Source organism: Citrobacter sp. TBCS-14, assembly GCF_005280805.1.
Lineage (GTDB): Bacteria > Pseudomonadota > Gammaproteobacteria > Enterobacterales > Enterobacteriaceae > Citrobacter > Citrobacter gillenii.
The window spans coordinates 38379-63207 of sequence record NZ_SZWM01001345.1; the positions used below are offsets into that span (position 1 = coordinate 38379).

The window sequence follows — 24829 nt, forward strand, 5'->3', positions numbered from 1 at the left end:
CGTGGATCATTTGCCTATATTTTGTCAACTACGTGACCGCGACTGCTTGATCGTCGGCGGTGGTGATGTCGCAGAACGCAAAGCGCGGTTACTGCTGGAAGCAGGCGCCCGTTTAACGGTTAATGCGCTAGCGTTTATTCCACAGTTCACCGTATGGGCAAATGAAGGCATGCTGACGCTGGTTGAGGGGCCGTTTGACGAAGCCCTGCTCGACTCCTGCTGGCTGGCGATCGCCGCCACCGATGACGATGCCGTCAACCTTCGCGTCAGCAACGCCGCTGAATCACGTCGCATCTTCTGTAACGTGGTCGACGCCCCAAAAGCGGCCAGTTTCATCATGCCCTCCATTATTGACCGTTCACCACTGATGGTGGCGGTCTCCTCTGGCGGTACCTCTCCTGTTCTGGCGCGACTGCTGCGTGAAAGGCTCGAATCCGTGTTGCCACAGCATCTGGGCCAGGTCGCGCAGTATGCAGGACAGCTGCGTTCCCGGGTGAAAAAGCAGTTCGCCAGTATGGGTGAACGTCGCCGCTTCTGGGAAAAGCTGTTTGTTAACGACAGGCTGGCGCAGTCTCTGGCAAACGACGATCGGCAGGCAATAGAAGAAACGACCGAGCAGATGCTCAGCGAACCGCTGGACCATCGTGGCGAAGTAGTGCTGGTTGGTGCCGGTCCAGGCGATGCCGGACTGCTGACGCTGAAAGGGCTACAACAGATCCAGCAGGCCGATGTCGTGGTGTATGACCGCCTGGTATCCGATGACATCATGAACCTTGTTCGTCGCGATGCCGATCGCATTTTCGTCGGCAAGCGTGCGGGTTATCACTGCGTACCGCAGGAAGAGATCAACCAGATCCTGCTGAACCAGGCGAAACAGGGCAAACGCGTAGTGCGCCTGAAAGGCGGCGACCCGTTCATCTTTGGTCGCGGTGGCGAAGAGCTGGAAACCCTGTGCCACGAAGGTATCCCGTTCTCTGTTGTTCCCGGTATTACCGCGGCGTCCGGCTGTTCTGCCTATTCCGGCATTCCGCTGACGCATCGTGATTACGCCCAGAGCGTACGCCTGGTCACCGGACACCTGAAGACCGGCGGCGAGCTGGACTGGGAAAACCTGGCAGCAGAAAAACAGACGCTGGTGTTCTATATGGGGCTGAATCAGGCGGCCACTATCCAGGAAAAATTGATCGCATTTGGGATGCCAGCAGACATGCCGGTTGCGCTGGTCGAAAACGGGACCTCCGTGAAACAGCGCGTTGTCAATGGTGTACTGACGCAACTCGGTGAACTGGCGCAACAGGTGGAAAGCCCGGCGCTGATCATTGTTGGTCGCGTGGTTGGCCTGCGCGATAAGCTGAACTGGTTCTCAAACCATTAATATTCAGGCGCTATGTTTTCTGCATAGCGCCGTCTTTTGATTACCCTTCCAGTCATTATCCTTCATCTTTAATCATCATCAATTATTATTTTTTAAAAATTCTTAAATCTACTATTAAGTTAAAAGAACAAGTAATAACTTCCTGGTCACGTTATATATAGCAAGCTTAATTCACTACGTGTTTTTCGAAGCATATGGAATTGGCATACTGATATTTTATTGATTGATAGGGATTATTAAATGAAAAACATGCTTAAAGCTGCTGCAGTACTGCTGGCTCTCTCCACATTGACTGCCTGCACCGGTAGCGTTCAGAACAAAAACAAGACCTGTGATTACGATTATTTTCTGCACCCAGCCATTTCTATTTCTAAAATCATTGGCGGCTGCGGTGACACTGCGCTGTAATTATTTATATTCCGTATAAATATATAAAGCCGGATTATCTCCCATGCCGTTATAATATTAAACAGTATGGGAGATAATCCGGCTTTTATTTTAGCCGTACGTTACATTACGGCTTCGCAACAAATCCAATTGCTTCATACACCGCTTTCAGTGTTTCTGCTGCGCGCGCACTGGCTTTTTCTGCACCATCTTTCATCACTTGCTGCAGGAAGGCTTCATCGTTACGGAAACGGTGGTAACGTTCCTGAAGCTCAGTCAACATACCGGAAACGGCATCGGCAACTTCACCCTTCAGGTGGCCATACATCTTGCCTTCAAAGTGCTGCTCCAGTTCCGGGATGCTCTTACCCGTTACGGCAGAGAGAATATCCAGCAAGTTGGCAACACCCGCTTTATTCTGCACATCGTAACGAACAACAGGCGGCTCATCGGAATCCGTCATGGCGCGTTTGATTTTCTTCACCACAGATTTCGGATCTTCCAACAGGCCGATCACGTTGTTGCGGTTGTCATCCGACTTAGACATTTTCTTCGTCGGCTCCAGCAGGGACATCACGCGCGCACCGGATTTCGGAATAAACGGCTCAGGCACTTTGAAGATGTCACCATACAGTGCGTTAAAACGCTGGGCGACGTCACGGCTCAGTTCCAGGTGCTGTTTCTGATCTTCCCCTACCGGTACCAGATTGGTCTGGTACAGCAGAATATCGGCTGCCATCAGTACCGGGTAGTCGAACAGACCGGCATTGATGTTTTCAGCGTAACGGGAAGATTTATCTTTGAACTGGGTCATGCGGCTCAGTTCACCAAAATAGGTGTAGCAGTTCAGCGCCCAGCCTAACTGTGCATGTTCCGGCACGTGGGACTGAACGAAAATGGTGCTTTTCTCAGGATCGATACCACACGCCAGATACAGCGCCAGCGTATTCAGCGTAGCATTACGCAGCTTCTGCGCGTCCTGGCGGACGGTGATAGCATGCTGGTCCACGATACAGTAGATGCAGTGGTAATCATCCTGCATGTTTACCCATTGACGCAGCGCACCCATATAGTTGCCAATGGTCAATTCACCTGAGGGCTGTGCGCCACTAAAAACGATGGGCTTAGTCATTTTTCAATTCCTGATTTTCGCTATGCGGAAGCCCGAGTGCGGGCAGAAGGTCATTAATGCTGTCATATATTACATCCGGCTGGCTGAGGTCGATCCCTTCACCGTAGTTATACCCATACGTAAGACCAACCGAAGGACAGCCAGCGGCTTTTGCCGCCTGAATATCATTGCGCGAATCACCCACAAAGAGCAATTTTTCAGGCGCAATCCCCATACGTGAGGCCACTAGCAGCAGCGGATCGGGATGCGGTTTTTTATTTTTCACGTCGTCACCGCCGATGACCACACTAAAATACTTGGCGATATCCAGTGCGTTAAGCAGCGGTGCCACAAACGGTGTCGGCTTGTTGGTCACCAGACCTAACGGCAGGCCTTTCGCATGCAGCGCGCCCAGCGTATCGGCAACGTGGGGAAATAAGAACGTCCCTTCTTCGGCAACATCACCGTAATAGCGGTCAAACAGCTTACGTAAAATACGCACCTGCTCAACGGCAGGAATGTCGTCATCGATAGGCGGTTTGCCCGTCGTTTTACGCAGCGTAGCGCGTTCAAGGCGAGCCCAGGTGAGTGCACGCTCCATCAATACATCTGCGCCATTACCAATCCAGGTAATCACACGTTCTTCGCCTGCAGTGGGTAATTCCAGCGCGTACAGCGCCATATCCACTGCGGCGGCTAATCCCGGCGCGCTATCAACCAGCGTACCGTCGAGGTCAAAAGCTACGCCCCGAATATCCTGAAATTTATCCATGACTTACCTTCGCCAGTTCATGGCGCATTTCATCAATGACTTTTTTGTAGTCAGGTTGGTCGAAAATCGCGGAACCTGCGACAAACATATCCGCACCCGCTGCGGCGATTTCGCCGATATTGTTCACCTTCACGCCGCCATCAACTTCCAGGCGAATGTCATAGCCAGACTCATCAATACGACGGCGGACTTCACGCAGTTTTTCCAGCGTTTGCGGAATGAAAGATTGGCCGCCAAAACCGGGGTTAACGGACATCAGCAGGATCACATCCAGCTTATCCATAACGTAGTCCAGGTAGCTCAGCGGCGTGGCCGGGTTGAACACCAGGCCCGCTTTACAGCCATTCTCTTTGATCAGCTGTAAGGTGCGATCGACGTGTTCGGAGGCTTCCGGGTGAAAAGTAATGATGCTGGCGCCAGCGGCAGCGAAGTCCGGGATAATACGGTCAACCGGCTTCACCATCAGATGCACATCAATAGGGGCGGTAATCCCATATTTGCGTAGCGATTTCAGTACCATCGGCCCGATAGTCAGGTTAGGTACATAATGGTTGTCCATGACGTCGAAGTGCACGACATCGGCACCGGCGGCCAGAACGCTCGCGGTGTCCTCACCCAGGCGGGCAAAATCAGCCGACAGAATTGAGGGGGCAATCAAATACTGTTTCATCCGCTTCTCCTTGAGAATTATTTTTTCGCAGGCGTTACGACTCCTGGTTTGTACAGAGCCAGCAGTTCATTCACCTTTTTACGTGTGCCGCCGTTGCTGCTTATACTGCGCCGCACTTTTACCTGAAAATGCTTCGCCGCTCGGTACCACTCGCGCGTATCGGGCGTGTCATGGTTCGAAATTAACACCGGGATCTGCTTACTGACCAGCTTTTCTGCCATTTCGGCCAGATGCGCCTGCTCTTTCGGGCTAAAGCTATTGGTGTGATACGCGGTGAAATTCGCCGTCGCCGACAGCGGCGCATAAGGCGGGTCGCAATAAACCACAGAGTTGATATCAGCACGCTCCATGCACTCTTCATAGGAGAGGCAATGAAACTCTGCATTCTGCGCTTTTTCGGCAAAATGATACAACTCTGCTTCCGGGAAGTAGGGTTTTTTATAACGGCCAAACGGCACGTTAAATTCGCCACGCAGGTTGTACCGACACAGGCCGTTGTAACCAAAACGGTTGAGGTATAAGAACAGTACCGCACGTCGGAATGGATCCTGGCTGGCGTTAAATTCTGTCCGGAACTGATAGTACACCTCAGACTGATTGGTCTCAGGGACAAACAGCTCGCGCGAAGCCTGCACATACTCATCGGTACGCGACTTCACGATGTTATAGAGACTGATGAGGTCGCTGTTGATATCGGCAAGAATATAACGAGAAAAGTCGGTGTTGAGGAACACCGACCCTGCACCCACGAAGGGTTCGACAAGACATTCGCCCTGAGGCAAATGCCGTTTGATATCATCAAGCAGGGGGTATTTTCCCCCTGCCCACTTCAGAAAAGCGCGATTTTTTTTCATGCTGACTAACTAATTACACCTTCTCCGGCTGTGGAGAAAGCTCCGACAGCATCCTGCGCTTTAGTCTTTGTCCCGCAATTGGGCGAAACATCAAACCATTGCAGAACATATCCTATCTTACTTCAGATCGGCCTGAACCTGATGCAGCGGTTTCGCCCACGGGTTTTTCGCCTGAATGTCGGCTGGCAACGTAGACACCGCACGTTTAGCATCGTCTTTAGATGCATATACACCCGTCACCAGAACATACCACGGTTGACCGTTACGCGTCGTCTGATACACCACGTAGTTCTTCAGGTTCTCTTTCTTCGCCCAACCGTTCAGGTTGTCGTAGTTAGAAGAACTGCTGAGCTGCAGAGTGTAATGACTGGACGGCGCTGATTTTAACGCCCCAACATTACCCGCCGTTTTTGCTCCGCCCGCTACAGGCGTTGCCGTAGTTGGCGCAGGAGTAGCAGTCTGCGCAGGTGTGGTGGTACTGACGGTTGCTTTAGGCTCAGCTGTCGCTTTTGGCGCAGTCGTTGCCGCAGGTGCTTTGGTCGTAGTAACCGGTGCAGTCACTGGCGCAGTCGGTTCAGTGCGCTTCGCCTGGGCAACAGGTTTTGGCTCTGTCGGCGTTGCTTTCACGGTCGTCTGCGGTTTGCTCTTCGGCTCAATAACGGCCTGTTTGCGTTCCGGACGCGCAGTCGCGTGACGCTCAGCAGGCTCCGTTGTTGCAGGACGCGCCGTAGTACCATTACGAACAGGTGCAACGGTAGCAGGTTCGGTTGGCAGCGTGGAGTTCACAACCACGTTGTTCACCTGTTCCTGACCTTGCGATTGCGTCAGGGCATTATTCAGATCGCCCTGAACTTCAACACGCTGTTGACCTTCAGCGGCAACAGGTGCTTGCCCCTGAGTTGGCGTAGAAGAAATTGGCGGCAGAGAAACATCCTGCTGCGCATTGCCAGCCGGTTGCTCAGCAGTCGTTGCAGGCTGAGTGGTACTCGCCTGATCGGTCGCGCTATTGCCAGAAAGATCGATACTCTTCTCGCCAGACGCCGTCTGATCGCTGGAAGAGGGAGATGAGGGGGCTTTCAACGCTGACCCGATGCCGACTATCAACAGCAGCAGCACCAGAACCCCCACACCCATCATCATATATTGACGAGAGGCAGGTTTGCTGGCGGCCTTCTTACGCTTACGCGGACGGCGTTCTACACGCTCTTCATCCACGGTATCGTCATCAGATTCATAGTCTTCTTCAATGTCTTGCTCTTCGTCACGTTCTTTACGCGCGCGCGCTGGACGACGATCGTCAGTATCCAGATCAACATCATCAAAATTGATTTGCGGCTCATTATCGCGTTCAGACGATTGACGAGAACGACCAGTACGACGATCGCTGGGATCGGGTTTCAGCTCGTCTTCTGGTTTGAATTCATCCATTTAACACCCCACTCAAAGGTTAATGCTTACGACGTTGCACATAACCTGAAGCTAAAAGACTTACGCCTTACAACGCAAGCCGGACCTTTCTTGTTGTTACGCCTGCTGGCAATCAGCAATAGCGTTAAGAACCACCTCGTGCGACACTCCGCCGCGCACTTCACTCTTCCCTATTGCCAACGGAAGCACTAAACGCATCTCCCCCGCCAACACTTTTTTATCTCGCAGCATGTGCGGTAAATAGGCCTGAGTGGACATCTCACGTGGTCCATCAACCGGTAAGCCTGCCCGCTTCAGCAGCGTAATGATGCGCTGCGTGTCCGCGGAGCAAAACTGACCCAGACGTTCTGACGTACGAGCAGCCATTACCATACCTGCGGCCACCGCTTCACCATGTAACCAATTGCCATAACCCATTTCAGCTTCGATTGCATGGCCAAACGTATGTCCCAGATTCAGTAAAGCACGTAAGCCCATTTCGCGCTCGTCTGCTGCGACAACTTCTGCCTTCAGCTCACAACAACGGCGGATACAGTACGCCATTGCCGGACCGTCCAGATGCAGTAATGCGTCCAGATTGTCTTCCAGCCAGCTGAAAAATTCACCGTCAAGGATGATGCCGTATTTGATCACTTCCGCCAGACCCGACGCCAGTTCACGCGCAGGAAGCGTTTTCAGACAGTCGAGGTCCACCACCACGGAAGCGGGTTGGTAAAAAGCACCAATCATGTTCTTGCCGAGGGGATGGTTTACGGCGGTTTTGCCGCCAACGGAGGAATCAACCTGCGACAACAGCGTTGTCGGAACTTGAATAAAACGTACGCCGCGCTGATAGCTGGCGGCTGCAAAACCGGTAAGATCGCCAATCACGCCGCCGCCAAGAGCAACCAGCGTGGTATCGCGACCGTGCGGTTTTTGCAGTAATGCTGTGAATACCGTATCCAGCACCGTCAGGCTTTTATACTGCTCGCCGTCGGGAAGGATGACGCTATCAACATTAACACCCGCCTGTTCAAGTACGCCGCGAATCTTATCGAGATAAAGGGGAGCCAGGGTTTCGTTGGTCACCAACATAACCTGATCGCCCGATTTCAGCGGTAAGAATGAAGCCGGCTCATTAAACAAACCAGCCGCGATGGTGATAGGGTAACTACGTTCCCCGAGAGTGACTGTAATCCTCTCCATGACGCGACATCCACCTTAGTTACTTGTACCCGCAGACGAGTGTATTAAGCCAGAATCAGTTGCTTTCCAACATATGAATAATCTGGTTTGCCACGACTTTAGCGCTCTGATCATCGGTGCGAATGGTCACGTCAGCAATCTCTTCATACAGAGGATTGCGTTCGTCAGCCAACGCTTCCAGAACTTCGCGAGGCGGTGATTCTACCTGCAGCAGTGGGCGTTTCTTGTCGCGTTGAGTTCGCGCAAGTTGTTTTTCAATTGTCGTTTCAAGATAGACCACGACGCCACGCGCGGAAAGACGGTTACGTGTTTCACGTGATTTAACAGAGCCACCGCCAGTTGCCAGCACAATACCCTGTTTTTCCGTCAACTCGTTGATGACTTTTTCTTCGCGATCGCGGAAGCCGTCTTCACCTTCTACATCGAAGACCCAGCCCACATCAGCTCCGGTTCGTTTCTCAATCTCTTGATCAGAATCGTAAAATTCCATATTGAGTTGTTGAGCTAACTGGCGCCCAATAGTGCTTTTTCCGGCACCCATAGGCCCAACCAGAAAGATATTGCGTTTCTCTGCCATTTTTTCGGTACTACTAAGACTATTCGTTAATGATAAACCCGCTTCGCAGACACTCAGCGCAGCAGGACATGAACTGAAACCTCATAAGATATTGCGAGAGTCAGACTGAAAATTATCTCAATACTCAAGCGGGTTTGGCAACTGAATAAATCACCAAACCTTTCGCATTTCTGGTCGTGGCAGGCGTATTGCCCTGCAAACATCAGGCCTGGCAACGAATCGCACGGCCAAATGACGCCAAATCAACCCATGACACACCACCAGAAAGGCAAAGCGTATTACCGGTGCACAAGTAAAGAAAACGACCGACGCTCAAATCGGTACTCCTTGTATGCTAAATACACCCGCACGTCAAATTTCTGAAACATGTCCAGTGCAAAAACAACGGCTTTTCATGCATAAATTATTCGCTCGAGACCAGTCTGGGCGTGATAAAAACCACTAACTCGCGCCGCTCATCCTCTTTACCGTCATGGCGAAATAAATATCCAAGCCAGGGGATATCGCCTAACAACGGCACGCTGTCCGCCGCAGATTTATTTTTATGCGAAAAAATCCCACCCAGCGCGATTGTCTCTCCGCTTTTTACCTCGACCTGCGTTTCAATTTCCTGCTTATCGATAGCCAGTACTTCGCCATCCGCCTGCTGTAACACCTGCCCGGGGACATTCTGGCTGATATGCAACTTTAGTCTAATTCGCCCTTTTTGCAGCACGGTTGGCGTCACCTCCATTCCCAGTACGGCTTCTTTGAACTCAACGGACGTGGCTCCGCTTTCCCCGCTGGAGACCTGATAAGGGATCTCGCTGCCCTGCTTAATACTGGCAGGTTGCAGGTGAGAAGCCAGTAATCGTGGGCTGGCGATGATATCAAGCTGCTGTTTTTGCTCCAGTGCAGACAGCTCCAGTTCCAGTAGACGACCATTGATACGACCAATGTTAAACCCCACACGCGACGTCGCTGCGGGCACAGAGAGATCGCTGGTCATTGTAGTGACGCCGCCCACAGTCCCCGCTTGCGTGGCATCGGCGAGCGACCATTTCACGCCCAACTCGTGTAGGCTTTTTTCGTTAATCGTCACAATGTGTGCCGCCAGTTCGACCTGTTCAACCGGCAAGTCCATCTGTGCCACCCACGTTTCCAGCGCCATCAGCGCAGGTTTGTTATCACGAAGCAGCAGTCGGTTCGTGCGTTTATCTACCGTCATACTGCCTTTGGCGCTCAGCAGTTTCTCACCCGCTTTTGCCAGATCGGTGGCGTCAGCGTACTGCAAAACAATGCTGCGATGTTCCAGCGGGAGACTGGCCTGCCGCCGCGCCTGCTCGATCTCCAGGCGTGCCACATTTTCATTCTGCCAGCCTACCGAATGCACATGCAGGATGCTCCCCTCCTGGCGCAACACCAGTCCGGCGCTTTTCACCACCGTCTGGAATGCCTGCTTCCACGGGACATCCGTCAGATGCAACGACATCACGCCGCTGACATCGGGCGAAATCACCAGATTTTTTCCTTCCTGCTCAGCCATCGCCTGCAATACCTGAACCACGGGAACATCATCCACCACCAGCGTCACGTTTGGCGCTTTTCCCGCCAGCACGCTGGGGATGACGATCATCAGCACCACGGCTATCCATCGCTTCATGCCCTTCTCCTTGTCGTTGCCACTGCCAGCGTGACGGCTCACAGTCTTTACCCATCTCAATAGTTATGCTTTGTGCCGAGATATGAGAAACCGTCCATCCCCCCTTCAGCGCCTCATGCAATTCGATCCGCCGCCATGTATTTTTACTATCCTGAACCAGGCCAATCAGGCGCCCTCCCCGACTTACCGCGCCTTGATAACGCCACGTCGACAGCTCAGTAGTATGGCAACGATCCTCCGGCGGCAGGAAAGGATCGCGCATCCCGGTCAGTATCAGCAGGCTAATCCCCACCAACAGTCCACGCTTAACCGTCATTCAGGCGCTCCAGCTGCAGTGTTAGCATCAACTCGGCATTCTCCAGGTGAAGAGAAAAACCGTTGACCTGCATCCCCCGTTCCGCCAGCCGGACAAACAATGCTGGAACAGCATCCCAGGCGGGCTTCAGCGTCATCTCCCCGCCCTGTGCAGAAGGCTGCCAGTGAGTCAGGCGTGAAAGCGGAGTCTGAAAATCCAGAGCGGAAAAAGGCATCGTATTCTCGTCATTAGCCCAAAGTGTGGGGTCAGCCGGTGTAACCAGTTGGTACAGATTCCGCCATTGCGCCTGGTTCGCCGCATGTTGCTGCCGCAGTTCCTCCCGTTGTACGTTCCATTCTTGCCGTAGCGGATAAAGCAGGCACAACATGACCATCAGCGCCATGGTGACACTCCAGCCGCCCCAGCAGACGATTCGACAACGCGGCGACAAGGCCAGCCAACGATCACAGAGTACGTTCATGCATTACGCTCCGCGTCAGACGATAGTGAAATTGCCAACGTCCCAACGCATCCTTCTGAGTTTCGCCGGGGTCGCCTAAGCGAAAAAAGGACTGTTTGCGTAATTGCGTTTCCAGCGTATTGAGGGCGCTAAAGTTCTGCGCCATTCCGCTCAGTTCCAGCACTTCATGTTGCCAGGTCAGGGTTGTCAGCCACACCTGTTCGGGCAGTAAATTTGCCAGTCCTTCGAGCATCGGTTGCCAGCTTCGCGTCTGATCTCGCTGCGTTTTACGCAGCTGTCGCTGTTGCCATTGTTGCTGGCTGCTGAGTAAATGCGGTTTTTGGGCCACAAGCGTCTCGCCCCGCATTTTCTCAGCAGCTATCTTCACCGTTTTTGCCCGGTTGTCTTCGATGACGACAGCGTAATAGCTCAGTGCACAGCCAACGATCAACAGCAGCGATCCGCTAAATAAAACAGCCCAAAACCGCAGGCAGGCGCGCCGCTGTGACTGACGCCAGGGGAGAAGGTTGATGGTCGCTATCATCAGTCTGTTCCCCCCATTGCCAGCCCAAGCGCAATAGTAAAGATATGACTTTCAGGCGGAATGGGCGGCTGACGAACAGACACCACGCTTAAGGGGTCAAAACGGCCTGGCCCGCACAACGCAATCTCTTCCGGGGAAAGCGATAATGTTGCAGCAAGATCGTCGATAGCGTGACTGTCGCCCACCGGTTTACGCCCCCATGCATAACGAGTCGCCCACAACCACTGCGCGTCATCGCGCCAGGCCAGACACTGCTGATGCACCGATAAGTACGGTATAAAGCGCTGTAACGCGCTGGCATCCGGCGTAATGGCGGTTATCTGTACTTTCAGCGTTTGCATCAGCGTCAGGAGGGTCGACACCTCTTTGCTTTGCGCGGCGGTCACGTTAAAGGCCGGACTTAAGGTGTCTTCGCTATAATCGAATTGCAGCGCATCTGGGTCCATATCCAGCTCACGCGCCATCGACCCAGACAACCATGCCGTTTGTTCTGGCTCACGCAGCGTCATGACTGGGCGGGGGATCTTTTTTTGTAACGTCCTGTGGGCGGGAAAGGACAGATGAATGTGGTGTCTGCGAGGGAGTTCACGACTCCACGGCAATAACACCTTGCTGAGCTGTTCAGGTGCGCGAATGTGCCCGTCGACAATCGTCTGGTTCGCCAGCGGCAACCGCCACCAGCGCTGTAGAAACCAACCGGAGGCGTCGCGAACGACGGCCACAGCCAGCACGTCATGTTGCTGAATATGCAGACCAATTTGCCAGATATTGAAAGCCATTGCTGATGATCTCCTTATCACCCGTTGCTTTAACGGGTATATCAATGCGTCTGGCTTGCCTTTATACTACCGCGCGTNATTGCTGGACGGGGTAACTTTTTTTGTAACGTCCTGTTGGCAGGAAAAGAAAGGTGAATATGGTGCCTGTGCGGTAGTTCACGGCTCCACGGCAGGAGCACCGCAGTAAGCTGTTCCGGCTCACGAATGTGCCCATCGACGACAACCTGATGTGCCAGCGGCATACGCCACCAGCGTTGTAGGACCCAACNCAACCGGAGGCGTCGCGAACGACGGCCACAGCCAGCACGTCATGTTGCTGAATATGCAGACCAATTTGCCAGATATTGAAAGCCATTGCTGATGATCTCCTTATCACCCGTTGCTTTAACGGGTATATCAATGCGTCTGGCTTGCCTTTATACTACCGCGCGTTTGTTTATAAACTGCCCAAATGCCACTAAATGGGAAATCTCCAGTGAAGTTCGTAAAGTATTTATTAATCCTTGCAGTATGTTGCATCCTGCTGGGAGCAGGCTCGATTTATGGCCTCTATCGCTATATTGAGCCGCAATTACCTGACGTCGCGACGTTAAAAGATGTGCGTTTGCAGATCCCGATGCAGGTTTACAGCGCTGACGGCGAACTGATCGCGCAATATGGCGAGAAACGTCGTATTCCGGTCACGCTGGATCAGATGCCGCCGGAAATGGTCAAAGCCTTTATCGCCACCGAAGACAGCCGCTTTTATGAGCACCACGGCGTTGACCCGGTGGGGATCTTCCGTGCGGCCAGCGTTGCGCTGTTCTCCGGGCACGCGTCGCAAGGGGCGAGTACCATCACCCAACAGTTGGCGAGAAACTTCTTCCTCAGCCCGGAACGCACGCTGATGCGTAAGATCAAAGAGGTCTTCCTCGCGATCCGCATCGAGCAACTGCTGAGTAAAGATGAGATCCTCGAGCTTTATCTGAATAAGATCTACCTGGGGTATCGCGCCTATGGCGTTGGTGCCGCAGCACAAGTCTATTTCGGTAAGACGGTCGACCAGCTCAGCTTAAGCGAGATGGCAGTCATCGCCGGTCTGCCAAAAGCACCGTCAACCTTCAACCCGCTCTATTCAATGGACCGGGCTACCTCGCGACGTAACGTTGTGCTGTCGCGTATGTTGAGCGAAAACTACATCACGCAGGCCCAGTACGATCAGGCACGCAGCGAAGCTATTGACGCCAACTATCATGCGCCGGAAATTGCCTTCTCTGCGCCGTATCTGTCTGAAATGGTGCGCCAGGAAATGTATAGCCGTTATGGTGAAAAAGCCTATGAAGACGGGTATCGCATCACCACCACCATTACGCGTAAAGTCCAACAGGCGGCCCAGCAGGCGGTCCGTAATAACGTCATGGATTACGACATGCGCCACGGCTACCGTGGCCCGTCAAACGTGCTATGGAAAGTGGGCGAAAGCGCCTGGGACACCAAAAAAATCACCGACTCACTAAAAGCGCTGCCGACCTACGGACCGCTGCTGCCGGCGGTGGTCACCAACGCAAATCCACAGGAAGCGACCGCCACGCTGGCGGACGGCACATCGGTGGCGCTGCGTATGGAAGGCATGCGCTGGGCGCGTCCTTACCGCTCCGATACCCAACAGGGCCCGACGCCGCGAAAAGTGACCGATGTTGTCCAGACGGGTCAGCAAATCTGGGTCCGCCAGGTCGGTGACGCCTGGTGGCTGGCACAGGTTCCTGACGTCAACTCCGCGTTGGTCTCCATCAATCCGCAAAACGGCGCGGTAATGGCGCTGGTTGGTGGCTTTGATTTCAACCAGAGCAAGTTTAACCGTGCTACCCAGGCGTTACGTCAGGTCGGTTCGAATATCAAACCGTTCCTCTACACCGCGGCAATGGATAAAGGCCTGACGCTGGCCAGTATGCTGAATGACGTCCCAATTTCCCGCTGGGATGCGGGCGCAGGCTCTGACTGGCAGCCGAAAAACTCACCGCCGCAATATGCCGGCCCTATCCGCTTACGTCAGGGGCTGGGTCAGTCGAAGAACGTGGTGATGGTCCGCGCCATGCGCGCGATGGGTGTAGATTACGCAGCAGAGTATCTGCAACGTTTTGGCTTCCCGGCGCAAAATATTGTTCATACCGAGTCGCTGGCGCTGGGTTCCGCCTCGTTCACCCCGCTGCAAGTTGCCCGCGGCTACGCGGTGATGGCCAACGGTGGTTTCCTGGTTGATCCGTACTTCATCAGTAAGATTGAAACCGATCAGGGCGGTGTTATCTTCGAAGCGAAGCCCAAAATTGCCTGTCCGGAGTGTGATATTCCGGTGATTTATGGCGACACCCAGAAATCTAACGTGCTGGAAAACAGTAACGTTGAAGACGTTGCCATTTCTCAGGAACAGCAGAATGCCGCGGTGCCAATGCCGCAACTTGAGCAGGCGAATCAGGCGCTGGTCGCGCAAAGCGGGACCCAGGAATACGCCCCGCATGTGATCAACACGCCGCTGGCGTTCCTGATTAAAAGCGCGCTGAACACCAATATCTTTGGTGAGCCAGGCTGGATGGGTACCGGCTGGCGTGCAGGTCGTGATTTACAGCGTCGAGATATCGGCGGTAAAACCGGGACCACCAACAGCTCGAAAGATGCCTGGTTCTCCGGCTACGGCCCAGGGGTCGTGACCTCGGTATGGATTGGTTTTGATGACCATCGCCGTAACCTTGGACACTCTACGGCCTCGGGTGCGATCAAAGATCAGATCTCCGGCTATGAAGGGGGGGCGAAGAGTGCCCAGCCAGCGTGGGATGCCTATATGAAGAGTGTGTTAGAGGGCGTACCAGAGCAGCCGCTGACGCCACCGCCAGGTATCGTAACGGTCAATATCGATCGCAGCACCGGTCAACTGGCGAGCGGCGGCAACAGTCGCGAAGAGTATTTTATTGAAGGGACTCAGCCCACACAGCAGGCGGTACATGAAGTGGGGACCACCATTATTGATAATGGTGAGGCTCACGAACTGTTCTGATCTATTGCCGGATGGCGCTTCGCTTATCCGGCCTACTTAACGCAACATGGTAGGCCGGATAAGACGCCTCTGGCGTCACCTTCCGGCGCTATACGCTACAGTCGTCCCTGCCCTTTCAGCCATTCACGCACCAGAAACAGCGCGCTCACATTACGCGCTTCGTGAAAGTCCGGGTCTTCTAACAAATCCATCAAATGTGCCAACGGCCAGCGCACCTGCGGCAACGGCTCGGGTTCATCACCTTCCAGCGATTCAGGATACAGGTCCTCGGCCACGACGATGTTCATCTTGCTGGAGAAATAGGACGGTGCCATGCTGAGTTTTTTCAAAAACGTCAGGTCATTTGCCCCATACCCGACCTCTTCTTTCAGCTCCCGATTCGCCGCTTCAAACACGCTTTCACCGGGATCGATTAACCCTTTGGAAAAACCAAGCTCATAAGATTCGGTCCCGACCGCGTATTCGCGGATGAGAATCAGATGGTCATCAACAATCGGCACAATCATTACCGCTTCGCGCGTGGACGGACGCATACGTTCGTAGACGCGGCGTACGCCGTTGCTGAACTCAAGGTCAACACTTTCGACTTTAAACAGCCGGGATTGTGCGACGGTTTCCACTTTCAGAATCGTGGGTTTTTGTAATGATTTGCTCATCGTGAGAGTCTTTGCCGTGAAATCTGGGGTCATTGTGCGATATACCGCACGGTTTCGGCAATGTGAATTGCCGTTTATTTACATTTATGTAACGCACTAAAAGTTAATTCCCATTTCAAATTAAAAGTCAATAGGTTGAAATAACTCCAGGAATTTGCTGATATGCCGTTTTTGGTGATTTTGCTATGATTCGCATTTACTGGGCTGTACTTTAAAGATGCTCAAGTTCAACTCCACGCTTGCCGATAGCCAACGACAGAATCACGATTATTTTCCAGGGTGCGACTGACCACGCCTGACAGACTAAGTAAGATGGGGAAAGCATGAGCACCATTCTGATTTTTTTAGCTGCTTTGCTGGCCTGCTCGTTACTTGCAGGGTGGCGACTCAGATCAAAATCCAGGCGGCAAAAACTGCCCTGGAGTAACGTTTTCTCAGACGCCAATAAGCGTAAACTGACGCCCGAAGAGCGCAGCGCAGTCGAAAACTACCTGGAAAACCTGAGTCAAAATCAGCAGATACCTGGCCCAACAGGCGCCAGCGCCGCCCCTGTATCGCTCACACTGAATGCCCAAAGTAATAGCGTCATCGTGCTGACCCATTCGATTACGCGCTACGGTATCACCACGGACGATCCCAATAAGTGGCGTTATTATCTGGATTCCGTCGAAGTGCATTTGCCTCCCTTCTGGGAACAATACATCAATGACGAAAATAGCGTTGAGCTGATCCACACAAATACGCTACCGCTGGTGATCTCGTTAAACGGTCATACGCTGCAAGAGTACATGCAGGAAGCGCGTGGCTATGCGCTACAGCATACTGCATCGACGCAGGCCTCTATTCGTGGTGAAGAAAGCGAGCAAATTGAGCTGCTAAATATTCGCCAGGAAACCCATGAAGAGTATGCGCTGAGCCGCCCGGCAGGACTCCGCGAGGCGTTGCTGATTGCCGCATCTTTCCTGTTGTTCTTCTTTTGCTTAATCGTGCCGGATGGTTTTGTACCGTGGCTGGCCGGTGGTGCCGTATTGCTGCTGGCTGCGGGCCTGTGGGGACTGTTCGCCCCGCCGTCTAAAACTGCCCTGCGGGAGATCCATTGCCTGCGCGGAACCCCGCGTCGTTGGGGGCTGTTTGGCGAAAACGACCAGGAACATATTAATAATATCTCACTGGGTATTATTGATCTGATTTATCCACCTCACTGGCAGCCCTACATTGCGCAAGATCTCGGGCAGCAAACGGATATCGATATTTATCTCGATCGCCACGTTGTCCGCCAGGGGCGTTTTTTATCCTTGCATGACGAAGTGAAAAACTTCCCCTTGCAGCACTGGCTACGCAGCGCTGTTATCGCAGGGGGATCGTTGCTGGTCCTGCTGATGCTGCTGTTCTGGATCCCGCTGGATATGCCGATAAAATTCACGCTGTCCTGGATGAAAGGCGCGCAAACTATCGAGGCCACCAGCGTTAAGCAGCTCGAAAACGCCGGGGTTCGCGTCGGCGATACCCTGCATCTGAGCGGTACGGGAATGTGCAACATTCACACATCCGGAAGCTGGAACGCACAGCCCACCACGCCTTTTCTACCTTTCGATTGCTCACAGATTATCTGGAATGATGCACGCGCGCTGCCGCTGCCCGAGTCCGATTTGGTGAATAAAGCGACGGCACTCACGCAGGCCGTCAGCCGCCAACTACACCCCAAACCCGATGATGATTCCCGTGTCAGCGCATCGTTACGATCGGCCATTCAGAAATCCGGCATGGTATTACTGGATGACTTTGGTGAGATTGTCCTGAAGACTGCCGACCTGTGCGCCGCCGAAGATGAATGTGTGCGCCTGAAAAATGCGCTGGTCAATCTGGGTAACAGTAAAGACTGGACCGCGCTGGTGAAGCGGGCCAACGCAGGTAAGCTGGATGGTGTAAACGTGTTGCTGCGCCCGGTCAGCGCCGAGTCGCTGGATAACCTGGTCAATACCTCCACTGCGCCGTTTATTGCACGTGAGACCGCCCGCGCCGCTCAGGCACTGAACAGCCCTGCGCCTGGCGGCTTCCTGATTATCAGTGACGAAGGCAGCGATCTGGTCGATCAGCCCTGGCCTGCCACATCGTTGTATGACTATCCGCCTCAGGAGCAGTGGAACGCCTTCCAGCGTCTGGCGCAGATGCTCATGCAGACACCATTCCGCGCGGAAGGGATCGTCACCAATGTCACGACCGATGCCAATGGAACCCAACACATCGGGCTGCACCGTATCCCGGATCGTTCAGGCCTGTGGCGTTACCTCGGCACCACCTTGCTGATGTTTTCCATGCTGGGTTGTGCGCTCTATAACGGCATTCAGGCGTTCAGACGCTACCAGCGCCACCGCTCACGCATCGCAGAAATTCAGGGATACTACGAAAGTTGCCTGAATCCCACGCTGATTGACGATCCGGAAAGCCTCATTCGATAACACGCCCGCGCGACAGGATATGCTACCCTGTCGCGCATCTGTTTTCCTTTGGGAGTTCCTATGCATATTGATATCGCCTGGCAGGACGTCGACACCGTGCTGCTGGATATGGACGGCACACTGCTCGATCTGGCGTTCGATAACTATTTCTGGCAAAAACTGGTGCCGGAAACGTATGGCGCGCAGCAGGGGATCTCTCCCGAGGAAGCCCAGAACTATATTCGCCAGCAATATCACGCCGTGCAACATACGCTAAACTGGTACTGCCTGGATTACTGGAGCGAACGCCTGGGTCTGGATATTTGTGCCATGACGACAGCCCAAGGGCCACGCGCCGTGCTGCGCGAAGATACTGTCCCCTTTCTTGATGCCTTAAAGGCCTGCGGCAAGCGCCGTATTTTGCTGACCAACGCGCATCCACATAACCTGGCGGTGAAGCTGGAGCATACCGGTCTGGCCTCACACCTTGATTTATTACTTTCCACCCATACATTTGGTTATCCCAAAGAGGATCAGCGGTTATGGCACGCTGTAGCTGAAGAAACGGGAATGCGTGCTGAGAAAACGCTGTTTATTGACGACAGCGAAGCCATTCTCGACGCCGCTGCTCAATTCGGCATTCGTTACTGCCTCGGCGTGACCAATCCCGATTCAGGTATTGCGGAAAAACAGTATGCACGCCATCCGTCACTGAATGACTACCGCCGACTGATCCCCTCACTGATGTGAAGGAGATGCCATGAAAGAGAAGCCCCCTGTTGACGTCAGGCTGGATAAATGGCTGTGGGCTGCGCGTTTTTATAAAACGCGTGCGATAGCTCGCGAAATGGTTGAAGGCGGTAAGGTGCATTACAACGGGCAGCGCAGTAAGCCGAGCAAGATTGTCGAGCTGAATGCCACCCTCACCTTGCGCCAGGGAAATGACGAGCGGACGGTGATTGTTAAGGCCATTACCGAACAGCGTCGCCCGGCAACGGAAGCCGTTACGCTGTACGAAGAAACCGCGCAAAGCGTGGAAAAGCGCGAAAAAATAGCGCTGGCGCGTAAACTTAACGCGTTGACCATGCCGCACCCGGACAGGCGACCGGACAAAAAAGAGCGCCGCGACCTGTTACGATTTAAACACGGCGACAGTGAATGACTGTCACCCGCAAGAGAGATGATTATGCCGCAACATGACCAATTACATCGTTATCTGTTTGAAAACTTTGCCGTGCGCGGCGAGCTGGTAACTGTTTCACAAACCCTGCAACAGATCCTCGAAAACCATACTTACCCACAGCCGGTTAAAACCGTACTGGCCGAGCTGCTGGTCGCCACCAGCCTGCTGACCGCTACGCTAAAGTTTGCCGGTGATATCACCGTACAGCTCCAGGGCGATGGCCCGCTGAGCCTGGCGGTGATTAACGGTAACAACAAGCAGCAGATGCGCGGTGTCGCGCGCATTCAGGGCGATATCCCTGAAGATGCAGATCTGAAAACGCTGGTCGGTAACGGCTATCTGGTGATCACCATTACACCGGAAGAAGGTGAACGCTATCAGGGCGTGGTGGGTCTGGAAGGTGACACGCTGGCCGCCTGTCTGGAAGATTACTTCCTGCGTTCAGAACAGCTGCCAACGCGTCTGTTTATCCGCACTGGCGACGTCGATGGCAAGCCAGCAGCAGGCGGTATGCTGTTGCAGGTGATGCCAGCACAAGACGCGCAGGCCGATGATTTTACCCACCTCGCCACGCTGACGGAAACCATTAAAGCCGAAGAGCTGCTGACGCTGCCAGCGAATGATGTGCTGTGGCGTTTGTATCACGAAGAAGAGGTGACTCTGTACGATCCGCAGGACGTGGTGTTCAAATGCACCTGTTCACGTGAGCGTTGTGCAGATGCGCTAAGAACCCTGCCGGACGAAGAAGTGGACAGCATTCTGGCTGAAGAAGGCGAGATCGATATGAATTGCGATTACTGCGCGAGCCACTATCTGTTTAACGCGATGGATATTGCTGAGATCCGCAACAACGCATCCCCTGCTGACCCACAAGTGCATTAAGTTCATAGCCCGGCAGACAGTCCATTCTGCCGGGCTACTTGTTCCAGCGTTTACTCAGCGTAGTAGTTAATCTCTAACCGTTTCCCATCGAGAGTGATATCCCGCCAGATTCTGGGGGCTGTAGTCAGCCTGTGATTTTCCACCGCCTGCAAAAGCGTCGCTTTCGTGAATCCTTCAGGTAACTGGGCTGCGCCGAGCAAAGACCATTGCTTTTCCTTCATGCCAAAGATCAGACTTTCTCCCTCGCCAAAAGCATAAAGCACCTGCTCCGGCTGACCATCTGCGTTAAGATCCTGATTCACTAACACGCATGCATCCTGCTCAACACAGGAGCTAATACGGTAGCTTTGCTGTTTTACAAACCGCCAGAATGCGTCATCGGGTTTTTTGCTACCCGGCGCAATCATCACCATAGGTGCCAGTTGCGTTGTGGTCAGTTCCCACATGGGATCGAGGTTTCCGCGTAGAATGGCGTTTAAATCACGTCTGCGCTTACTGTCCTTAGTGAAAGCGTCATCCTTTTGTAACGCCTCCAACGCAGCACGCCCCGGTTTTCCGCTATTACGCAACATGTACAGGCTGACCTGATCCGGTGAAATTTGGCCACTATGATAACGGGCCATATGGCTGTTGACGCTAATACGCCAGACGTCAATGACCGGCGATGTCAGCAGAATCAACAGTCCCAGAGACAGTAACGAAACACCGAGGATGACTTTGCTCTGAATTTCCAGTGGATTGCGTCCACGGCGCATAATGCTCGCCATGTAGCCGAATGACCAAACCAGCAGCACTGCGATGATCAGCGCACCATGCAGACGCTCAGGCGTCCAGCCATACTGATTGACGCGGACCCAGAGCGCCCAGCTGGCTATCAACATATAAACCGGGGCGACGAGAAGTGAGGTGTTAATCAGATAACGTAATGCCCCTGGATAGGGTAAGTCGCGTTTATGCGGCTCGCGCACAACGACCATCAATAGCAGGAGCAGCAACGTCAGCGTCGACATTAACCCCGCCGCAGACACCCGTTGCGAAATCGCCTCCAGACCGGTAAAGGGTAATGTCAGCATAAACATCAGCGCTAACAACGCGACCAGAGGCAGCAGACCCGTGGCGATCAACGTCAGAAGCTTTTGTACCGCCGTCACCAGGCGTGACTGCGTACGTGCCAGAATCACCGCCAGCGCGGTAATAAGGCCAAACGTTACATAACCAAACCAGTCGGTCTCAAAGAATAGCGTGTTAAAAAAGGGAATACCGACCAGCTTAAACATCTCGCTCCACAGCAAGAGGACCAGCCAGAACAGGCCGTTGGCGACAAAGACGATCAGCAATGTCAGAACATTCAGCCATATCTGGCTGTAAAACTGCGGATAGCGCGCCTGGTCGGTACGCGTATGGAGTTGGTACTGGATCCAGGGTAACGCCAGCATAGCCATGAGAAAGAGGCGCCAACCGTAGACAAAGAAAATCTCATTCTCATTCCACCGGTTCCCTCCTGCAACGTGCCCCTTCAACCAGATGCTCATCGCCAGTACGACGCAGAAGATCACCGCCATCCAGCACCACAGCGCGCGCTGTTTAAACGAGACCACAGAAAGCAGAATCGCCGACGTCAGCGCTATCGTTACAGGCATTCCATAGAACAGCCAGCTACTGTTATGGGGGATGAGGTAAGTCATCAGCAGGTAACACACTACGCCTTGCAGCAGGCCAATAAACATCATGCCCCAGCGGGTCGTACGTGAAAGCTCAACACTGTCCATGTCGTAATCCAGAATGAGGGGAAAAGATCATTATCGCATCAACATCACAATTATTGGCACTTACCGGTGTCTTTCAGCCCCTCACAACGCGACGTGAATCGATATTTCATATGTTTGAGTTACGTTATTTTCCTACATGAATGCGATTACACTCACAAGATTCCCGCCAAATATACTCTCCATTAACGTTTTAAGAACATTTTCCACAACAAAAAAGGGTTTCCTGCCATAATATCCGCCTATTTGCGACAGGAGTCGCAGCGTATTCAGTTATCTGTGATTTTGCCGGATGCGTAAATCTATGAGCCTTGTCGCGGTTAACAATCCCTAAAAAACCTTACTATTCCAGGTAATACATATTGGCTAAGGAGCAGTGAAATGCGTGTGAACAACAGTTTAACCCCGCAAGATCTCGAGGCTTATGGTATCAATGACGTTCAGGATATCGTTTACAATCCCAGCTACGACCTGCTGTACCAGGAAGAGCTTGATCCAAATCTGGAAGGCTACGAGCGCGGAGTGTTAACTAATCTGGGCGCCGTTGCTGTTGATACCGGTATCTTTACCGGGCGTTCACCAAAGGATAAGTACATTGTCCGTGACGACACCACGCGAGATACGCTCTGGTGGTCCGACAAGGGTAAAGGTAAGAACGACAACAAACCGCTTTCCCAGGAAACCTGGCAGCACCTGAAAGGATTAGTCACCCAGCAACTCTCAGGCAAACGCCTGTTTATCGTTGATGCATTCTGCGGCGCGAACGCCGATACCCGCCTTTCAGTGCGCTTTATTACCGAAGTCGCCTGGCAGGCACATTTCGTTAAAAACATGTTTATCCGCCCAAGCGACGAAGAACTGCTTGATTTTAAACCTGATTTTATCGTGATGAACGGTGCGAAATGCACCAACCCGCAGTGGAAAGAACAGGGGCTCAACTCTGAGAACTTCGTGGCTTTCAACCTGACTGAACGTATTCAGTTAATTGGCGGGACCTGGTACGGCGGAGAGATGAAAAAAGGCATGTTCTCCGTGATGAATTACCTGCTGCCGCTGAAAGGCATTGCCTCCATGCACTGCTCAGCAAACGTCGGTGAAAAAGGTGATGTGGCGGTGTTCTTTGGCCTGTCCGGTACCGGTAAAACCACGCTGTCTACCGACCCGAAACGTCGCCTGATTGGCGATGATGAGCACGGTTGGGACGACGACGGCGTGTTCAACTTTGAAGGCGGCTGCTACGCGAAGACCATCAAGCTGTCTAAAGATGCAGAGCCAGAAATCTACAATGCAATTCGCCGCGATGCGCTGCTGGAAAACGTCACCGTACGTGAAGATGGCTCTATCGACTTCGATGACGGTTCTAAAACCGAGAATACCCGCGTTTCCTACCCGATTTATCACATCGATAATATCGTTAAACCAGTGTCAAAAGCGGGCCATGCCACCAAGGTTATCTTCCTGACCGCCGATGCGTTTGGCGTTCTGCCACCGGTATCCCGTCTGACCGCAGATCAAACCCAGTACCACTTCCTGTCTGGCTTCACCGCCAAACTGGCTGGAACCGAGCGCGGCGTGACTGAACCGACCCCAACATTCTCTGCCTGTTTCGGTGCGGCCTTCCTGTCACTGCACCCGACGCAGTACGCAGAAGTGCTGGTGAAACGCATGCAGGCTGCTGGCGCACAGGCCTATCTGGTTAACACCGGCTGGAACGGTACCGGCAAACGTATCTCGATTAAAGATACCCGCGCCATTATCGATGCCATCCTGAACGGTTCTCTGGATGACGCAGAAACGTTCCGTCTGCCGATGTTTGACCTGGCGATCCCAACCGAACTGCCGGGCGTAGACACACGTATTCTCGATCCGCGTAATACCTACGCGTCACCAGAACAGTGGCAGGAAAAAGCCAATGCGCTGGCGAAACTGTTTATCGAAAACTTCGAGAAGTATACCGATACCCCAGCGGGTGCCGCGTTAGTCAGCGCCGGTCCGAAGCTGTAATTTTTGATTCGTTATATAGCCCCTTATCTGAAAGGATAAGGGGCTTTTTATTGTATTTACTCTTTTAAAATGTACTCTGTACACCTATAATTTGTACTATTAGCCCCATGCGCAGGAAGCGCCATGTTCACATTTATTGAGCTACAGGGATTTAGTAAACGCCGTCCGTTACTTTTACCTGACGATGAGTTTCGTGCCTTTCAAGAGGCGCTTATTGAAAACCCTGAGGCAGGGGATACTATCGCTGGTACGGGGGGATTCAGAAAAATTCGCTGGAGTCGCTCTGGTATGGGTAAGCGCAGCGGTATTCGGGTTATCTATTACAACGTGACGCGTAAAGGTCGAATCTATCTGGCTTTGCTCTATCCTAAGAATGAACAGGATGATTTAACCGAAGAGCAAAAAAGAGTTTTAATGCACTTATCCGATATGCTGATTTAATTATGAGAATTTTAATCATCAGGACACCGCGATCCGGTGTGGTGAGGCCAAAATGAAAGACGAATTATTTGCCGATTTGCTGGCCAGTGCAGAAGAAATGGTACGTATAGAGAAAGGTGAAGAAACACCTAAACCTGAACATGTACATACTTTTAGCGAAATTGATGTTAAAGCCATCCGCGAAGCAACAGGGTTACGCCAACAGGATTTTGCCATAGCGGTTGGTGTGAGTTATGACCTGGTTAAAAGCTGGGAAACGAAACGACGCCAACCCACTGGAGCACCAAGAAAACTGCTTTTATTAATTCAAAAAAACCCATTTATAATTAATCAATTAAAAGCAATTTAAGCC

The 24829-nt window shown here is 52.8% G+C and carries 24 protein-coding genes and 1 pseudogene; 10 read left to right on the forward strand and 15 right to left on the reverse strand.

Annotation, left to right across the window (positions count from 1 at the left end; all coding sequences use genetic code 11):
- Window position 1 precedes the first annotated feature (1 nt).
- Both cysG and FDX22_RS27965 read left to right on the forward strand, forming a co-directional pair.
- The gene (gene cysG, locus FDX22_RS27960; RefSeq protein ID WP_096759290.1) at window positions 2–1375 is read left to right on the forward strand and encodes a siroheme synthase CysG; all 1374 of its coding nucleotides are present in this window, start codon (window positions 2–4) and stop codon (window positions 1373–1375) included.
- 240 nt (window positions 1376–1615) lie between these two features.
- Complete coding sequence (locus tag FDX22_RS27965) at window positions 1616–1783, forward strand: DUF4223 family protein (RefSeq protein WP_096759289.1); 168 nt, start codon at window positions 1616–1618, stop codon at window positions 1781–1783.
- A 106-nt stretch (window positions 1784–1889) separates the two neighbouring features.
- Here the strand turns inward: FDX22_RS27965 and trpS are convergent, their stop codons facing one another.
- From trpS to FDX22_RS32400, 13 genes and pseudogenes are all read right to left on the reverse strand, one after another.
- Complete coding sequence (trpS, locus tag FDX22_RS27970; RefSeq protein ID WP_096759288.1) at window positions 1890–2894, reverse strand: tryptophan--tRNA ligase; 1005 nt, start codon at window positions 2892–2894, stop codon at window positions 1890–1892.
- Window positions 2887–3645, reverse strand: coding sequence for a phosphoglycolate phosphatase (gph, locus tag FDX22_RS27975; protein ID WP_096759287.1), 759 nt, complete (start codon window positions 3643–3645; stop codon window positions 2887–2889). The genes trpS and gph overlap by 8 nt, the downstream gene beginning before the upstream one ends.
- A complete protein-coding gene (gene rpe / locus FDX22_RS27980; protein WP_096759286.1) occupies window positions 3638–4315 on the reverse strand; it encodes a ribulose-phosphate 3-epimerase in 678 nt (225 codons plus the stop codon). The genes gph and rpe overlap by 8 nt, the downstream gene beginning before the upstream one ends.
- 17 nt (window positions 4316–4332) lie before the next feature.
- The gene (gene dam / locus FDX22_RS27985; RefSeq protein WP_115257312.1) at window positions 4333–5169 is read right to left on the reverse strand and encodes an adenine-specific DNA-methyltransferase; all 837 of its coding nucleotides are present in this window, start codon (window positions 5167–5169) and stop codon (window positions 4333–4335) included.
- Window positions 5170–5286: 117 nt separating this feature from the next.
- On the reverse strand, window positions 5287–6597 hold the full coding sequence (gene damX, locus FDX22_RS27990) for a cell division protein DamX (RefSeq protein ID WP_146718091.1): 1311 nt from the start codon (window positions 6595–6597) through the stop codon (window positions 5287–5289).
- 96 nt (window positions 6598–6693) lie between these two features.
- Entirely contained in the window at window positions 6694–7782 is a 1089-nt protein-coding gene (aroB, locus tag FDX22_RS27995; protein ID WP_115257310.1) for a 3-dehydroquinate synthase, read from the reverse strand.
- Window positions 7783–7837: 55 nt separating this feature from the next.
- Window positions 7838–8359, reverse strand: coding sequence for a shikimate kinase AroK (aroK, locus tag FDX22_RS28000; RefSeq protein WP_003023552.1), 522 nt, complete (start codon window positions 8357–8359; stop codon window positions 7838–7840).
- A 403-nt stretch (window positions 8360–8762) separates the two neighbouring features.
- On the reverse strand, window positions 8763–10001 hold the full coding sequence (hofQ, locus tag FDX22_RS28005; RefSeq protein WP_146718092.1) for a DNA uptake porin HofQ: 1239 nt from the start codon (window positions 9999–10001) through the stop codon (window positions 8763–8765).
- Window positions 9913–10317 (reverse strand): HofP DNA utilization family protein, encoded by a 405-nt coding sequence (locus FDX22_RS28010; RefSeq protein WP_146718093.1) that lies wholly within the window; start codon window positions 10315–10317, stop codon window positions 9913–9915. The genes hofQ and FDX22_RS28010 overlap by 89 nt, the downstream gene beginning before the upstream one ends.
- Window positions 10307–10777: a hypothetical protein gene (locus FDX22_RS28015; RefSeq protein ID WP_115257307.1), complete on the reverse strand. Its 471-nt coding sequence runs from the start codon at window positions 10775–10777 to the stop codon at window positions 10307–10309. The genes FDX22_RS28010 and FDX22_RS28015 overlap by 11 nt, the downstream gene beginning before the upstream one ends.
- A complete protein-coding gene (locus FDX22_RS28020) occupies window positions 10761–11300 on the reverse strand; it encodes a PilN domain-containing protein (protein WP_146718094.1) in 540 nt (179 codons plus the stop codon). The genes FDX22_RS28015 and FDX22_RS28020 overlap by 17 nt, the downstream gene beginning before the upstream one ends.
- Window positions 11300–12079 carry a DNA utilization protein HofM gene (locus FDX22_RS28025; RefSeq protein ID WP_146718095.1) on the reverse strand — a complete coding sequence of 260 codons (780 nt, stop codon included), beginning with the start codon at window positions 12077–12079 and terminating at the stop codon, window positions 11300–11302. The genes FDX22_RS28020 and FDX22_RS28025 overlap by 1 nt, the downstream gene beginning before the upstream one ends.
- 47 nt (window positions 12080–12126) lie before the next feature.
- Window positions 12127–12434, reverse strand: a pseudogene (locus tag FDX22_RS32400) (DNA utilization protein HofM); the annotation flags it as partial.
- A 120-nt stretch (window positions 12435–12554) separates the two neighbouring features.
- Here FDX22_RS32400 and mrcA point away from each other — a divergent pair.
- Window positions 12555–15107, forward strand: a complete 2553-nt coding sequence (gene mrcA / locus FDX22_RS28035) for a peptidoglycan glycosyltransferase/peptidoglycan DD-transpeptidase MrcA (RefSeq protein WP_170974773.1) — start codon at window positions 12555–12557, stop codon at window positions 15105–15107.
- Window positions 15108–15202: 95 nt separating this feature from the next.
- Here mrcA and nudE read toward each other — a convergent pair whose 3' ends face one another.
- Complete coding sequence (nudE, locus tag FDX22_RS28040; RefSeq protein WP_168246936.1) at window positions 15203–15763, reverse strand: ADP compounds hydrolase NudE; 561 nt, start codon at window positions 15761–15763, stop codon at window positions 15203–15205.
- A 323-nt stretch (window positions 15764–16086) separates the two neighbouring features.
- On the opposite strand from nudE, the gene igaA reads away from it, so the two are divergent.
- The 4 genes from igaA to hslO are packed head-to-tail and all read left to right on the forward strand — an operon-like array spanning window position 16087 to window position 20266.
- Entirely contained in the window at window positions 16087–18222 is a 2136-nt protein-coding gene (igaA, locus tag FDX22_RS28045) for an intracellular growth attenuator protein IgaA (RefSeq protein WP_117342462.1), read from the forward strand.
- 60 nt (window positions 18223–18282) lie between these two features.
- Complete coding sequence (gene yrfG / locus FDX22_RS28050; protein ID WP_096759274.1) at window positions 18283–18951, forward strand: GMP/IMP nucleotidase; 669 nt, start codon at window positions 18283–18285, stop codon at window positions 18949–18951.
- A 10-nt stretch (window positions 18952–18961) separates the two neighbouring features.
- The gene (hslR, locus tag FDX22_RS28055) at window positions 18962–19363 is read left to right on the forward strand and encodes a ribosome-associated heat shock protein Hsp15 (protein ID WP_146718096.1); all 402 of its coding nucleotides are present in this window, start codon (window positions 18962–18964) and stop codon (window positions 19361–19363) included.
- A gap of 24 nt (window positions 19364–19387) precedes the next feature.
- Window positions 19388–20266: an Hsp33 family molecular chaperone HslO gene (hslO, locus tag FDX22_RS28060; RefSeq protein WP_096759272.1), complete on the forward strand. Its 879-nt coding sequence runs from the start codon at window positions 19388–19390 to the stop codon at window positions 20264–20266.
- Window positions 20267–20316: 50 nt separating this feature from the next.
- Here the strand turns inward: hslO and FDX22_RS28065 are convergent, their stop codons facing one another.
- On the reverse strand, window positions 20317–22035 hold the full coding sequence (locus tag FDX22_RS28065; RefSeq protein ID WP_146718097.1) for a DUF4153 domain-containing protein: 1719 nt from the start codon (window positions 22033–22035) through the stop codon (window positions 20317–20319).
- Window positions 22036–22413: 378 nt separating this feature from the next.
- Here FDX22_RS28065 and pckA point away from each other — a divergent pair, with 378 nt between their 5' ends.
- The 3 genes from pckA to nadS all read left to right on the forward strand — a co-directional run bounded on the left by pckA (window position 22414) and on the right by nadS (window position 24826).
- Window positions 22414–24036 carry a phosphoenolpyruvate carboxykinase (ATP) gene (pckA, locus tag FDX22_RS28070; RefSeq protein WP_115257300.1) on the forward strand — a complete coding sequence of 541 codons (1623 nt, stop codon included), beginning with the start codon at window positions 22414–22416 and terminating at the stop codon, window positions 24034–24036.
- A 123-nt stretch (window positions 24037–24159) separates the two neighbouring features.
- Window positions 24160–24477 carry a type II toxin-antitoxin system RelE/ParE family toxin gene (locus FDX22_RS28075; RefSeq protein ID WP_117342464.1) on the forward strand — a complete coding sequence of 106 codons (318 nt, stop codon included), beginning with the start codon at window positions 24160–24162 and terminating at the stop codon, window positions 24475–24477.
- Between the two features lie 52 nt (window positions 24478–24529).
- Window positions 24530–24826 carry a NadS family protein gene (nadS, locus tag FDX22_RS28080; RefSeq protein WP_003837894.1) on the forward strand — a complete coding sequence of 99 codons (297 nt, stop codon included), beginning with the start codon at window positions 24530–24532 and terminating at the stop codon, window positions 24824–24826.
- Window positions 24827–24829 lie beyond the last annotated feature (3 nt).